Raw genomic sequence first — 14172 nt, forward strand, 5'->3', positions numbered from 1 at the left:
GCCCCTCGGACCCCGCCCCGCCGGGCCGGGCAGCAGCCGGTCAGGTCGCCGGGGACGCGGTGCCGGACGCCGAGGGGATCTCGCCGGTCCGCTCGTAGGCGGAGAGCATCCGCAGCCGGCGCACGTGCCGCTGCTCGCCGCTGAACGGCGTCGCGAGAAAGACCTCCGCGAACGCCAGCGCCTCGGGGACGGTGTGCATCCTGGCGCCGAGGCTCAGCACGTTGGCGTCGTTGTGCTGGCGGGCCAGCGTGGCGGTCTGCTCGCTCCAGACCAGCGCCGCGCGCACACCCACGACCTTGTTCGCCGCGATCGCCTCACCGTTGCCGGAACCGCCGATGACGATGCCGAGGCTGTCCGGCTCGGCCGCGGTGGCCTGCGCCGCCGCCAGGACGAACGGGGGGTAGTCATCGTCGGGGTCGTACTCGACGGGACCATGGTCGACGGGCGCATGGCCCAGCTCCACCAGGCGCTCGGCGAGCGCCGTCTTCAGGTGGAAGCCGGCATGGTCAGAACCTAGATGGACGCGCATGATGCGTCATCATGCCTGATCACGTGAAGATCGGTTCCACATCCCGGGAGCGCTTGAGCTCGTAGAAGCCGGGCGTGCCGGCGACCAGCAGCACTCCGTCCCACAGCCGGCCGGCGTCGGCGCCCTTGGGTGCCGGGGTGATGACCGGGCCGAAGAACGCGTTGTCGCCCACCGCGATGACCGGAGTGCCGACGTCCATGCCGACACGGCCGATGCCGTCGGCGTGGCTGGCCCGCAGCCTGGCGTCCCACTCGGTCGAGGTCGCCGCGGCCGCGAGCGCGGGGTCGGCGCCCGCCTCGGTCAGGGCGGCGACGAAGGTCGCCTCGTCGAACTCGGCCTTCTCCACGTGCCGCCGACGGCCCAGCGCGGTGTACAGCGCGGCGAGGACGCCCTCGCCGTGCCGCTCGGCGGCGGCGATGCAGATCCGCACCGGTCCCCACGCCTGCGCCAGCAGCGCCGCGTACTGCTCGGGCAGGTCACGCCCCTCGTTGAGCACGGCGAGGCTCATCACGTGCCAGCGGACCCGGACCGGGCGGACCTTCTCCACCTCCAGCAGCCAGCGCGACGTCAGCCACGCCCACGGGCACAGCGGGTCGAACCAGAGGTCGGCGAAGACCGTGCCGGGGTCGTCCTCGACCGCCTCCGACGCCGGCGCGGGGGTGGTCAGGGTCTCGGTGCTCATGGACGGCCTCCTCGATCGACGGCTCCGCTTGACGGGCTAGAACCGGTCAGGGCGGCGGACGCTTCCCGGTCTCGGCCAGGTATCCGGCCACCCGGTTCACCACGGCGACGAACGGCACGGCGGCGATCGCCCCGGGAATGCCGGCCAGCACGCCCCCGGCGGACAGCGCGATCACGATCGCGAGCGGGTGCAGCCGCACGGCCCGGCGCATGACCAGCGGCTGGAGCAGGTGTCCCTCGATCTGCTGCACGGCCAGCACGACCCCCAGGATGATCAGCGCGTCGGTCACCCCCTGGGAGACGAGCGTCACCAGGACGGCCGCCACGCCGGCCACCGTCGCCCCGATGATCGGCACGAACCCGCCGAAGAAGGTCAGCAGCGCCAGCGGCGCGACGAGCGGCACGCCGACGCCGACCAGCCCCATAGCGATGCCGAAGGCGTCGACGGCGGCGACGAACACGGTTCCCCGGATGTAGCCGGTGATCGTGTACCAGGCCTCCCGGCCGGCGCCGCGCACGCGGTCCTCCGCCCCGTCGGGGAAGCGGGTGACGATCCAGTTCCAGATCCGCTCGCCGTCGTAGAGGAAGAAGAACGTCGAGAACAGGGCGACGAGCAGGCCGGTGATCACCTCGGCGGCCACCGACGCGCCGGAGATCACCCCGGAGACCAGCCGGCCGCGGTTGTTCGCCAGGTTGCGGCGGATGTCGTCGACGAGATCGTCGATCTGGCTCTGCGACAGGTGGAACGGCCCGTCGGTCAGGTAGCCGCGGATCTGCTCAACGCCCTCGCTGACCTGGTCGCTGACCGTCGGGATCTCGTTGGCGGCGTTGAACCCGACGGCGACGGCGGCCCCCGCGAGCACGGCGAAGAACACGAACAATGCGGCGAACGCGGCGCCGAGCCGCGGGAGGCCGAGCCGCTGGAAGCGATGCGCCAGCGGGTGGATGAGCGCGGCGATGAGCAGCCCGGCGATGATCGGGATGACCACGACCCGGACCCGGCCGACCGCCATCAGCAGGATGTAGACCGCCGCGCCGGTGACGATCAGGCGCCAGGACCAGCCGGCCGAGACCCGCAGCGACACCGGGATGTGCTCCTCGGCGCGGATGGCGGGCGACTGCGCGGGACCGGCGCCGTCGCGGGCGGGCGACGGTTCGCTCTCGCCCGGGGGGTCCAGCCCGGCCGCGCGCGCGGCCCGCAGCATCCGCAGCCGGCGCGGGACGATCCCCTGCCGCAGGCCGCTGCCCACCCCGGCCGCGGTGGCCCCGGACCCGGGGTCGGCCGCGGCCTCGGTCGCCGGATGCGTCCCGGGGTTCGTGGGGTGGGTCGTGGGGTGGGTCGTGGGGTGGGTCGTGGGATGGGCGGGATGCGCCGCGGGACGGCCCGGCTCACCGTCGTGGTGCGCCGCCGCCCCGCCACCGGCACCCGAACCACCGCTCGCGCCCGAACCACCGCCGGGCCCGGAGCCTGCGTTCCCGCCCAAGCCCGGTTGCGCACCGGCGGCGCCTGGGACCGGCCGACCGGCCGACGCCCCCCCTGCGCCCGGCCCGGCCCCGGCCGAACGCCGACGCACGGGTACGCGGCCCAGCCCGGCGACCCGCCTCACCCGCGCCCCCTCCGGCTCCGACGCCCACAGCGTCCCGACGCCGACACTCCCGACGCCGGCACGTCCGACGCCGACACTTCCACCACGGACACCTTCGCCACCACGGACACCCGCGACCACGGACACCGCGGCCCGAAGGCCGAGCTACCCACGCTGCCGCGCCCGCGCCGGACCGACCGGACGTCCCCGCCCGCGCCGCCCGCGCGTGCGGGACATGTCGCCATCGTGCCGCACCGACCCCGCGGGCGGAGGACCTACCCCGCGCGAATCGCCACAATCCGGAGCTTGCTTCGGTGAACGCAGCCTTCAGTGGCCCGGGCGTACCACCTCCACCGGCGGCATCCGGACCCGCCCATCGCGTGGGAGACTGGGCGGGCCGGCCCCGGCCAGCTCGGTCGCGTGCCCGACAACACGCCGAACGCGCCCGCTCCCGGGTACGTTTCGCGCCGAATGCAGTGCCAGCCGAATGCAGTGCCAGCCGAGAAGTCCGTGCCTGCCGAGAGGAACCGGGTGCCCAACAACCTCACCCGCGACGAGGCGCGCGAGCGCGCCCGCCTGCTCAACGTGGCGTCCTACGACGTCGAACTCGACCTGACGACCGGCCCCGGGACCTTCCGCACGTCGACCGCGGTCACGTTCACCTCCCGCGAGCCGGGGGCGTCGACGTTCATTGAGCTCGCCGCCGCCAAGGTCGACGAGGTCGTGCTCAACGGCAGGTCGCTGGACCCCGCCGCCGTTTTCGACGGCGAGCGCATCCGGCTCGACGACCTCGCCGAGTCCAACCGGCTCACCGTGGTGGGCGACGGCGTGTACTCGCGCACCGGCGAGGGGCTGCACCGCTTCGTCGACCCCGTCGACGAGGCCGTCTACCTGTACACCCAGTTCGAGACGTACGACGCGCACCGGATGTACGCCTGCTTCGACCAGCCCGATCTCAAGGCGACGTTCACGCTGACGGTGACGGTGCCGGCGCAGTGGTCGGCCATCTCCAACAGCGCGGTCGCGGCCGTCGCGGAGGCCTCGATCGGCGTGCGCATCATCCGGTTCCTCACCACGCCGGTGATCTCCACCTACATCACCGCGCTCGTCGCCGGTCCCTACCACGAGGTCCGCGACCGCCACGACGGAATCGACCTGGGGCTGTACTGCCGGCGCTCGCTGGCCGAGTTCCTCGACCCGGCGGAGATCTTCGAGATCACCAAGGCCGGGTTCGACTTCTACCACCGCGTGTTCGACTACCGGTACCCGTTCGGCAAGTACGACCAGCTGTTCGTGCCGGAGTTCAACGCCGGCGCGATGGAGAACGCCGGCTGCGTGACGTTCCTGGAGGAGTACGTCTTCCGGGCCAAGGTCACCGAGGCCCGTCGCGAGCGGCGCGCCGAGACGATCCTGCACGAGATGGCGCACATGTGGTTCGGCGACCTGGTCACCATGCGCTGGTGGGACGACCTGTGGCTCAACGAGTCGTTCGCCACCTACATGTCAGTGCTGGCGCAGGTGAGCTCCACGCGGTTCACCAACGGCTGGACGACCTTCGCCAACGCGGAGAAGGGCTGGGCCTACCGTCAGGACCAGCTGTCCTCCACCCACCCGATCGTCGCCGACGCCCCCGACATGGACGCGGTGCGCACGAACTTCGACGGCATCACGTACGCCAAGGGCGCCTCCGTGCTCAAGCAGCTCGTCGCCTGGGTCGGGCAGGAGGAGTTCCTGTCCGGCCTGCGGACGTACTTCCGCCGCTACGAGTACGCGAACACCTCCCTGCGCGACCTGCTCGACGAGCTGGAGAACGCCAGCGGCCGGGACCTGACGACCTGGTCCGCCGACTGGCTGGAGACGACGGGCGTCAACACCCTGCGCCCGCGCTTCTCCACCGACTCCTCGGGCCTGTTCACCTCGTTTGACGTGGTGCAGGAGCCCCCGAGCGCCCCGCCGACCGCGTCGAAGGCGCTGCGCCCGCACCGGCTCGCGATCGGCCTGTACGACCGCGACGCCGCCGGCGCGCTGGTCCGCCGCGAGCGGGTCGAGCTGGACGTGACCGGCGAGCTCACCGAGGTGCCGAAGCTCGTCGGCGCCCGTCAGCCGGACCTGATCCTGCTCAACGACGACGACCTCACCTACGCCAAGGTCCGCCTCGACGAGCGGTCGCTGGCCACCCTCGTCGAGTCGATCGGCGCGATCTCCCAGTCGCTGCCCCGCACGTTGTGCTGGGCGGCGGCGTGGGACATGACCCGCGACGCGGAGCTCGCCGCGCGGGAGTACGTCCGGCTCGTGCTGTCCGGGGTGACCGCCGAGGACGACATCGGCGTGGTGCAGTCGCTGCTGGCCAAGGCCGACCTCACGATCGACGCCTACGGCGAACCGGCGAACCGCTCCCCCGCGCTGCGGGCGCTGACCGAGCGCGCCGAGGAGCTGGCCCGGTCCGCGGCGCCCGGCAGCGACGTGCAGCTCGTCTACACGACCACCTTCGCGCGGGCGGAGGACGCCGACCAGGTGGCCCGGGTGCGGGCGCTGTTCGAGGGCACCGACGTCATCGAGGGTCTCGTCCTGGACACCGAGCTGCGCTGGACGCTGCTGACCCAGCTCGTGGCGCGCGGCGCCTACGGCGACGCGGAGATCGACGCCGAGCTCGCCCGGGACCGCACCGCCACCGGTGAGAAGCGCGCGGCCACCGCGCGGGCCGCCCGCCCGAGCGCCGAGGCCAAGGCCGCCGCGTGGTCCGCGGTGATGGATTCGGACGAGCTGTCCAACCACCTGGCCGTCGCGACGATGAGCGGCTTCTGGATCTCCGACCAGCTCGAACTGACCCGGCCCTACGTCGACCGTTACTTCGACGAGATCGGCAGCATCTGGGAGACCCGCAGCTTCGACACGGCCTCGACCATCACCCAGATGCTCTTCCCGTCCTCCGTCATCGAGCCGGAGACGGTGGCCAAGGTCGACGCGTACCTCGCTGATCGCAACCCGGTCCCGCCGCTGCGCCGCGCCCTGCTGGAGGGCCGCGACGGCCTCGTCCGGGCCCTCGCCGCCCGCGCGAAGGACACCGCCGCCGCGGCGGCGTAGGCGACCCGGTTCGGCGGGGGGCCGGGCGTGGATCACGCGCGGCCCCCCGCCGGACGTGCGCCGCCGGGGTCACCTCGCCTCCGGAGCCGGGACCGGGTCGTCGAGGTCGAGCGCCGGCACGGCTGCGGCCGCTCGCGTCCTCGGCAGGGCGAGCGCGACCAGGAGCAGACCGATCACCAGCCCAGCGGCCGTGAGCAGGACCGCGGTGAATGTGCCGTCGGCGAGATCGGCACGTAGGCGGTCGCCCTGCTGGTCGGTGATGTCCGCCGTGGCGATGGCGACGAGGACGGCGAGGCCGACGGCGTTGCCGATGTTGAGGGTCGTGGAGGCCATGCCGGAGGCGACCCCCTGTTCCTGCGCGGCCACCCCCGAGGCGGCCGCGATCCACATGGCCGTCCAGACGGTGCCCTGCGCGACCCCCGAGAGGATCAGCCCGGGCAGCAGGGTGGCGAACGACCGCTCGCTGTCGAAGCCGATCGCGAGCACGGCCGTGCCCACCGCGCCGAGGGCGAACCCGGACAGCAGGGTGAGGCGGGTTCCGATGGCCGTCGTCATCCGCTCGCCCAGCTGCGTTCCGGTGGCGATCGCGACCGACGGGATTGCGAAGGCCAGGCCCGTGCGCAGCGCGCTGTAGCCGTGTACCTCCTGCAGCAGCCGTGTGAGGAAGTAGGGCAGCGTGCCGAAGGTGCCCATGTAGATGAAGGTCACCGTGATGGCGACCGTCAGCGGGCGGTTGCGCAGCAGCCGCAGCGCAAGCAACGGATCCGCGGTGCGGGCCTCCATGGCGACGAACGCGGGCAGCAGGATCACGGCGGCGACGATGCCGGCGATGACGCCGCCCGACGTCCAGCCCGACTCGGGCCCCTGGACGAGCACGAAGACCAGCATGGTCACGCCCGCCGTCACCGTCAGTGCGCCGGGCAGGTCGAATCGCCGGGCGGCAAGCCGCGGTGGATCGGCCGGGATGACGGCCAGGGCCGCCAGGGCGACGACGGCGGCGAGCGGCACGTTGACGAAGAAGACGGCGGACCAGCCGAACGCCTGGGTGAGGACGCCACCGAGCAGCGCGCCGACCGTCAGGCCACTGGCTCCGGCGCCGCCCCAGACCGCGAGCGCCCGGTTTCGCCGCGGGCCCTCCTCGAACAGCGTGTTGATGAGGGAAAGGGTCGACGGAAGCAGCAGCGCCGCCCCGACGCCCTGGATCGCGCGGGCGACGACGAGGATCGCCGGCGTGCCCGCCAGACCGCCGACGAAGGAGGAGACCGCATAGATGCTCAGGGCCAGCACGAACATGCGGCGCCGGCCCAGCAGGTCGGCCGCCCGGCCACCCAGCAGCAGGAACCCGCCGGCGAACACGGCATAGGCGCTGACCACCCACTGCTCCGTCTGGCCGGCGAAGTGCAGGGACGCCTTGATGTCGGGCAACGCCACGAAGACGATGTTGAGGTCCAGCGAGAAGATCAGTTGCGCGAGGGCCAACAGCGCGAGGCTCAGGCCGAGATGACGGTGACCGATCGCGGGCGGGCCGGCCGACACGGTCGAGGGCGTGGACATAGCGCGGGCACCCCTGTTCGACAAGATCCGTGATCGTTCGACTGTACGAATATTAGCGTACAGTCGTACGGCTTGCGAGGCCCCGGGAAGGCTGTCGACGGGGTGTCGACGGGGTGTTCGGTACCTGCGGGGCGACGCGACCCGGAGTGCTCCACAGGTTTCAGCCGTTCGCGTACGGTCGTAGCGTTCGACTACCCTGGTCGCCATGCTGGGCCAGCACCCGATCCGCGAGCAGATCCGCCTGGAGAACGTCCTGACGGCGCTGGGTAACTCGATCCGGCTGGCGATCGTGCGCATCCTCGACGAGGAGGGCGAGCGTTCCTGCGGCACGGTCGGGGCGAGCCTCGGGATCGAGATCTCCAAGTCCACCCTGACCCATCACTGGCGGGTGCTACGCGACAGCGGCGTGATCTGGCAGCGCCCCGCCGGCCGGGAGAACCTGCTCTCACTGCGGCGTGAGGATCTCGCCATCAGGTTCCCTGGGCTGCTCGAGGCGGTGCTGCGCGCCGACCCCCCCACCGAGCTCACCGTCTCCCGGTCCGGGCGCGGCAACCAGTAGCGGCCCGGGGCCGCCGTCGAGGCAGCGCCTCGTCACGGCCCGCGGCGGGCAGGCGGGATCGCCGTCGTGCGGGGCAGGCGGGATCGCCGGACCCGTCGCCGAGCCCGGCGTGACGCAACCGCCGCGCCCGGCGGGACTCCCCGCGTCAGTGGGATGCGGGGCTGCCGGCAGAGGTGGGGTGGGCCGGGGCGGCGGCGCCGGGGGCGGCCGGGCCGGCGGCCTCGCCGAGCTGGCGGATGCCGGTCGTGAGGCCGCCGACCAGGTCGCCAAGGGAGAAGCTGGAGGTCATCGTGAGCGCGGCGAGGCCGGATGCGGAGTCGCTGATCCGCTTGCGGGCCGCGGGAGTGGTGGAGACCCGCACGAAGCACTGCCCCGGCGAGACGAGGATGAGCACGGCGGGATCCCGGGCCGGGTCCTCGACCAGGGTCGACAGGATCCGCTCCGCGGCGAGGCGCACGTCGCCGCGCACCGACCCGAGCCGGACGCCGAAGCGGACACCGCTGTGCTTCTGGGCGAGTTCCAACGCCCGGTTCAGCCGCTCGAGCTGCTCCGAGGTGAACGCCTCACCAGTTGCCACTAGCGCCACCCGCCCCGGGGACGGCCTTCTGGGCCCGCTCGCCCTCGATCTGCTCCGGCTTGGTGCCGATCCAGACCTCGTCGTGTTCCCAGGGCTGGCCCGGCCGGTAGCGCGTCGGCCCGCTCTTGCGGCTGGACCAGGCGGCCAGCAGGATCGCGATCAGGAACCCGCCGACGATGGTGCCGCCGTAGATCCCCCAGGTCTGCAGGGCGGTGAGCGGATCGGGGTCGTAGACGGTCCCGATCTCCCCGGCGGAGGCGGTCGCCGCGAACACCGGCAACGCGAAGAGCGTGAGGCCGCCGACGGTCAGCACCCGGCGCAGGGCGGTGCCGCGCCGCGACGCCGGACGGACGCCCGACCCTCGCGACGAGTGGAGCATACCGGCGAAGGGCAGCCAGCGGGACCAGCGCGGTTGACGTGAAGTCACGCAGCGAAGGTTACCGGGAAGTGGGTCGAGGGTCCTCTTTCAGGGGTGCCGACGGTCCCCGCCCGGGGGTGAGAAAAGCCCCACCGGTACCGGAGGCGTCGCGCACCTCGGCGAGCAGCGCGCCGAGGCGCGCCACCGCTGGGTCGGTGCGCAGGCGTTCCACCGTGACCTCCCCGCCGTCGGCGTCGCGCACCGGCAGGCGCCAGTTGGGATAGGCGTCGACCGTGCCGGGCAGGTTGGGCTGGTGCAAATCGCCGAGAGCGTCGCCGGGGGCGGCCAGCACGATGCGGCACGGTGAGCGCACCAGCAGCCGGTGCAGCGCGAAGGCGAGCTCGGTGCGGACCTCTGGCGTGAACTGCGCGCCATCCTCGGCCACGTCGGCCGGCCCGGCCACGTCGGCCGGCCCGGTCACCAGGCCCTCGGCTCGCAGCAGGTCGAGCAGCGCGTCACGCTCGGCATGCCAGCCGGCGGTCTCCGCCTGCTCGGACCGCCCGAGCAGGCCCAGCCCGGCCCGCAGGCGCACGTGCTCGCCTTCGAGATAGCCCGCCGCGGTGGGCAGGTCGTGCGTGGTGACGCTGGCCATCGTCGCCGCCCGGTACCGCGCCGGCGGTAGGGGGCGGCCGGAGTCATCCTGTTCGAACCACAGCACCGTGGACCCGAGCACCCCCGTGCGCGCCAGCGTCGTCGCCACGGACGGCTCGACGGTGCCCAGGTCCTCGCCGACGACGACGGCGCCGGTCCGCGCGGCTTCCAGGGCGATCAGCCCGAGCATCGCCTCGGCGTCGTAGCGGACGTAGGTCCCGTTCGCGGCCCCGGCGCCCCGCGGGATCCACCACAGCCGGAACAGGCCGAGGATGTGGTCGACCCGCAGCCCGCCGCCGCGGCGCAGCACGGCGGCCACCATCTGCCGCAACGGCGCGTACCCGGCGTCGGCCAGCGCCTGCGGCCGCCACGGCGGCAGTCCCCAGTCCTGGCCCTGCTGGTTGAACGTGTCGGGTGGGGCCCCCACCGTGGCGTCGACGGCGAGGACGTCCTGCAACGCCCACGCGTCCGCCCCACCCGGATCGACCCCCACCGCGAGGTCGTGCACGATCCCCGCGGCCATCCCGGCGTCGCGGGCGGCGGCCTGCGCCGCGGCGAGCTGGGCGTCGCAGCGCCGCTGCAGCCAGCTGTGGAAGGCGATGCGGTCGGCCAGTTCGACGCGGGCGGCCGCGACGGCGGCACTGCCGGGGTGCGCGAGCTCCGGGGGCCAGACCCGCCAGTCCGGCCCGTGCCGCTCGGCCAGCGCGCACCAGGTCGCGAAGTCGGCGAGCCCCGGGATCGGGGAGGCGGCGTCCGCGTCGCCGTCCGGCCCGCTGCCGCTGTCCGGCCCGCTGCCGCCGTCGGACCCGCTGCCGCCGCCCGCCGCCCGGAACAGCAGCTCCAGCGCGGCGAACTTCGCCCGCCACACGGCGTCGCGGTCGAGCAGGCCGTCCGGCCGACCGTCCCGGCGGGCCTCGCGGGCGAGCTCGTCGACGGCGGCCCGGGTCCGCTCGTCGGCCCGCGCGTACTCGGGTGTCGCTTCGGGTCGCAGATAGAGCGGCGCGGCGAAGCGACGGCTGACCGGCGAATACGGGGACGCGGCGACCGGCAGGGTCGGGGCGGCGGCATGCAGCGGGTTGACGAGCAGCACGTCGGCCCCCGCCCGGCCGGACCAGTCGGCGAGGTCCGCGAGGTCGGCATAGTCGCCCATGCCCCAGGACGACGCCGACCGCAGCGCGTACAGCTGGATCATCCAGCCCCAGGCCCGCGCCGGCTCGGCGAGCGCCGCGGGGCCGGGCACCGCCTCCGGCACGGCGACGAGCGCGCAGCGCAGCCGCCGCGACCCGACCGCGACGTGCAGCACGTGGTCGCCCAGCGGCAGCCCGGCGGGCAGGACGATCGGCCGGGCCTCCCACGGCTCGCCGTCGAGGGTCCGGCGTTCTGCGGGGTCGCCCGGGGGGTCGAGCGGGATCCGCCGGCCGGTGTCGAGCTCCAGTTCGGCCTCGGCCGCGGCGCCCGCCGGCAGGTGCACGACGATCGGCCGCGGCGCCGCGGCCGAAACCACGGCGCAGGCCGGCAGCCGACGCCGCCAGGGCGCCTCGCGGGCTGCGGTGAGGGCCGCCGCGGGGTCGCTCGGGTCGATCCCCAGCAGGCGCAGGACCGCCCGCACGGTCTCCGGCGCGACCCGCACGAGTCCCCCCTCGGCATCGCGGTACGCGGTCGCGACTCCGGACACCTCGGCAAGCTCAGCGAGCTCCCGGTCGGCCGGCGCCGTCCACGCGCCTGCCGGGTCCGCGAGCTCCGCCACCGTCGCCTCGGCGCCGGTCACCTCGGCGCCGGTCACCTCCGCGCCGGTCACCTCCGCGCCCCCAGCCTCGGGGGAGGCCGGTTCGGACGGCACGCCGCCGGGGGGCGCGGCCGGATCGCGGGGGGCCACCGCGCGGACGGAGTGCTCGGGCGGCAGGGACCGGGCGGGATCGTCTGGGCTCACGCCCTAGAATTCTCGCCGCGGGACCTGGCCGGCGACACACCGTCCGCCGGCGCGGGGGCCGGCGAGCCTGTGGTATGAGCTCCGTCGGCCGGCGGCGGCCGCCAGGCCAGGTCGGCGTCCGTGCCCTGGGCGCCGCCGGCACCGCCCGCCAGGGTCAGCGCGTCCCGGGGGTCCGAGGGGTCGGGGGTCGCCAGCGGCAGCCGCATTCGCAGCAGGGCCCCGCCGCTTGGCGAGCCCTCCGCGGTCACGGTGCCGCCGTGGGTCTGCACGGCGTCGGCGACGATTGCGAGGCCGAGCCCGGATCCCGGCAGCCCGCGCGCCGAGGTGGCCCGGTAGAACCGGTCGAAGATCTGGGCCCGGTCCTCCGGGGCGATGCCCGGCCCGTCGTCCGCGACGGTCACCTCGCCATCGCGAGTGCGCACCCGCACGACCGACGCCGGCGGGGAGAACTTCACCGCGTTGTCGAGCAGGTTGGTGACCGCGCGTTCGAGCATGTTCGCCCGGCCGTCGATCGGGGACCCCACGGCGTCGACCTCGATCCGGATGCCCTTGCCGGTGGCGCGCCGCCGCGCACGTTCCGCGGCGGCGGCGACGATCTCCGCCAGGTCGAGCCGCTCCACCTCCTCGGTGGGCACCTCGTCCCGGGCGAGCTCGACGAGCTCGCTGACCAGCCCGGACAGCTCGCGCATCTGGGCATCCACGTCGCGCAGCAGGGCCTCGCGGTCAGCCGCGGGCAGCGCGCGGTGCGGGTTCGCCTCGGCGCGCAGCAACAGCTCGATGTTGGTCCGCAGGCTGGTCAGCGGGGTGCGCAGCTCATGACTGGCGTCGTCGACGAGCTGGCGCTGGCGGGCCCGGGAGGCCTCCAGCGCGCGCAGCATGCTGTTGAGGCTCTCCGCGAGCCGGGTGATCTCGTCGGACCCGGTGACCGGGATCAGCGCCGAGAGGTCCTGGGTGCGGGCCACCTCCTCGGCCGCTGCGGCGGCGGCGTCGACGGGTTTCAGTGCGGCCCGGGCCACGATCCGGCCGGCCAGCGCCGAGCCGACGACCCCGACGACCCCGACGACGAGCAGCACCAGTCCGAGGTCGCGCAGGGTGCGATCGACGTCCGTGGTCGGCCGGGCGAGCTGGAGCGCACCGCCGGACGCCGGGCGCTGCAGCGGGACGGTGACCAGCCGGTAGGACTGGCCGTCGACGGTGACCGTGCGCAGGTTCTGGGCTCGTTCGCGGCGGGCGACCTCGGCGTCGGCGGCGTCGACCGGGATCCGCACGCTGTTCCAGGACGAGACGGCGTTCTGCAGCGGGCTGCCCGCGGCGTCGAGGAACTGCCCCTCCAGGCCGAAGCTGAACGCCTGTAGGCCGAGTCCCAGGCCCAGCGAGTTGGTCTGGATGGTGTCCGCGGACGCCTCCGCCTGCTCGATGAGCTGGTCGTCGATGGCCTGGTTGAGCACGATGCTGGTGGCACCGAGGGACACTCCGGCGACCACCGCGACGGCGGCGGCCACCGCCATGCCGACGAGCAGCGCGAGCCGCGCCCGCAGGGTGAGGCGGCCCAGCGGCGAGGAGAACCTGAGCCGGGACCGCTGCCTCGGCCCGACCCGGCGGGCGAACCCGTCGCGCCGGGCGGCGCCGCCCGGCGGGCCGGACTCACCGCCACCGGCGACACCACCGCCGCCGGCCCCGCCGGCACCACTGGTACCGCCCGGACCGCCCGGACCGGAGCCGGCGGGCGCCGGGTAGACCAGCATCGGCCTCCCCCAGGACGGCGGTGCGGCCCCCGACGGCGCCGCACCTCTGCCCGGCGCTCCCCCACCGGCTCGCGTCACCCGCGGTCCCCCGCCGGCTCACGCAGCACGTAGCCGACGCCGCGCACCGTGTGCAGCAGCCGGGGTTCGCCGCCCGCTTCCAGTTTGCGTCGCAGGTAGCTCACGAAGACCTCCAGCGAGTTCGAGGTGGGGCCGAAGTCGTAGCCCCAGACCCGCTCCATGATCATCGAACGGGACAGCACCTGCCGCGGATGGCTGAGGAACAGCTCCAGCAGTTCGAACTCGGTCTTGGTCAGGGTCAGTTCGCGCTCGCCCCGGGTCACCTGGCGGCTGGCCTGGTCCAGGCTCACGCCGCCGTAGCGCAGCACCGAGTCGGGCATCGCGCCCGGCCCACCGGCGCCGCCAGCCCCGGCGACCCGGGCGGCGAGCGCCGCCCGGCGGGTCAGCGCCCGCAGCCGGGCGAACAGCTCCTCCAGGGCGAACGGCTTGACCAGGTAGTCGTCGGCGCCGACGTCGAGTCCGCTGACCCGATCGGCCAGGCCGTCGCGGGCGGTCAGCATGAGCACCGGGACGTCGTCGCCGCGGGCCCGCAGTTGGCGGCAGGTCTCCAGCCCGTCGATGCGGGGCATCATCACGTCGAGGACCACGATGTCCGGGCGGTCGCGGCCCACGGCGTCGAGGGCGTCCGCGCCGTCGACCGCCGTCGTCACCTCGTAGCCCTCGAACCGGAGCGAGCGCTCCAGGGACTGTCGGACAGCCGCGTCGTCGTCCACCACCAGTACCCGCACGGTTCCAGTCTGCCTGTGCCGGGTGCGCGGGTGAGTGGCCGCCGGGCCGTCTCAGGAACACCTACCGCGATCTTCAGGCCGGCTTCAGCCAGGCCGCCGGCCCCGGACCCCC

At 74.2% G+C, this 14172-nt stretch carries 11 protein-coding genes; 2 read left to right on the plus strand and 9 right to left on the minus strand.

Annotation, left to right across the window (positions count from 1 at the left end):
• Window positions 1–40 precede the first annotated feature (40 nt).
• The 3 genes from FRAQA3DRAFT_RS14955 to FRAQA3DRAFT_RS14965 are packed head-to-tail and all read right to left on the minus strand — an operon-like array spanning window position 41 to window position 2694.
• Window positions 41–529, minus strand: a complete 489-nt coding sequence (locus FRAQA3DRAFT_RS14955) for a ribose-5-phosphate isomerase (RefSeq protein ID WP_009739872.1) — start codon at window positions 527–529, stop codon at window positions 41–43.
• Between the two features lie 19 nt (window positions 530–548).
• Window positions 549–1211 carry a DsbA family protein gene (locus tag FRAQA3DRAFT_RS14960; protein ID WP_009739873.1) on the minus strand — a complete coding sequence of 221 codons (663 nt, stop codon included), beginning with the start codon at window positions 1209–1211 and terminating at the stop codon, window positions 549–551.
• Window positions 1212–1257: 46 nt separating this feature from the next.
• Entirely contained in the window at window positions 1258–2694 is a 1437-nt protein-coding gene (locus tag FRAQA3DRAFT_RS14965; RefSeq protein ID WP_009739874.1) for an AI-2E family transporter, read from the minus strand.
• 633 nt (window positions 2695–3327) lie between these two features.
• Here FRAQA3DRAFT_RS14965 and pepN point away from each other — a divergent pair.
• Window positions 3328–5880: an aminopeptidase N gene (pepN, locus tag FRAQA3DRAFT_RS14970; RefSeq protein ID WP_009739875.1), complete on the plus strand. Its 2553-nt coding sequence runs from the start codon at window positions 3328–3330 to the stop codon at window positions 5878–5880.
• Between the two features lie 69 nt (window positions 5881–5949).
• Here pepN and FRAQA3DRAFT_RS14975 read toward each other — a convergent pair whose 3' ends face one another.
• Window positions 5950–7434, minus strand: a complete 1485-nt coding sequence (locus FRAQA3DRAFT_RS14975; protein ID WP_009739876.1) for an MFS transporter — start codon at window positions 7432–7434, stop codon at window positions 5950–5952.
• Between the two features lie 205 nt (window positions 7435–7639).
• Here FRAQA3DRAFT_RS14975 and FRAQA3DRAFT_RS14980 point away from each other — a divergent pair, with 205 nt between their 5' ends.
• Complete coding sequence (locus FRAQA3DRAFT_RS14980; RefSeq protein ID WP_009739877.1) at window positions 7640–7993, plus strand: helix-turn-helix transcriptional regulator; 354 nt, start codon at window positions 7640–7642, stop codon at window positions 7991–7993.
• Between the two features lie 145 nt (window positions 7994–8138).
• On the opposite strand, the gene FRAQA3DRAFT_RS14985 is transcribed toward FRAQA3DRAFT_RS14980, so the two are convergent.
• The 5 genes from FRAQA3DRAFT_RS14985 to FRAQA3DRAFT_RS15005 all read right to left on the minus strand — a co-directional run bounded on the left by FRAQA3DRAFT_RS14985 (window position 8139) and on the right by FRAQA3DRAFT_RS15005 (window position 14060).
• The gene (locus FRAQA3DRAFT_RS14985) at window positions 8139–8570 is read right to left on the minus strand and encodes a DUF5130 family protein (protein WP_009739878.1); all 432 of its coding nucleotides are present in this window, start codon (window positions 8568–8570) and stop codon (window positions 8139–8141) included.
• Window positions 8557–8997: a hypothetical protein gene (locus FRAQA3DRAFT_RS14990; RefSeq protein WP_232292061.1), complete on the minus strand. Its 441-nt coding sequence runs from the start codon at window positions 8995–8997 to the stop codon at window positions 8557–8559. The genes FRAQA3DRAFT_RS14985 and FRAQA3DRAFT_RS14990 overlap by 14 nt, the downstream gene beginning before the upstream one ends.
• A gap of 10 nt (window positions 8998–9007) precedes the next feature.
• On the minus strand, window positions 9008–11509 hold the full coding sequence (gene malQ / locus FRAQA3DRAFT_RS14995) for a 4-alpha-glucanotransferase (protein ID WP_009739880.1): 2502 nt from the start codon (window positions 11507–11509) through the stop codon (window positions 9008–9010).
• On the minus strand, window positions 11506–13254 hold the full coding sequence (locus tag FRAQA3DRAFT_RS15000) for a HAMP domain-containing sensor histidine kinase (RefSeq protein WP_009739881.1): 1749 nt from the start codon (window positions 13252–13254) through the stop codon (window positions 11506–11508). The genes malQ and FRAQA3DRAFT_RS15000 overlap by 4 nt, the downstream gene beginning before the upstream one ends.
• A gap of 74 nt (window positions 13255–13328) precedes the next feature.
• The gene (locus tag FRAQA3DRAFT_RS15005) at window positions 13329–14060 is read right to left on the minus strand and encodes a response regulator transcription factor (protein WP_009739882.1); all 732 of its coding nucleotides are present in this window, start codon (window positions 14058–14060) and stop codon (window positions 13329–13331) included.
• Window positions 14061–14172 lie beyond the last annotated feature (112 nt).

Origin of the sequence: Frankia sp. QA3, assembly GCF_000262465.1 — a bacterium.
Taxonomy (GTDB): Bacteria; Actinomycetota; Actinomycetes; order Frankiales; family Frankiaceae; genus Frankia.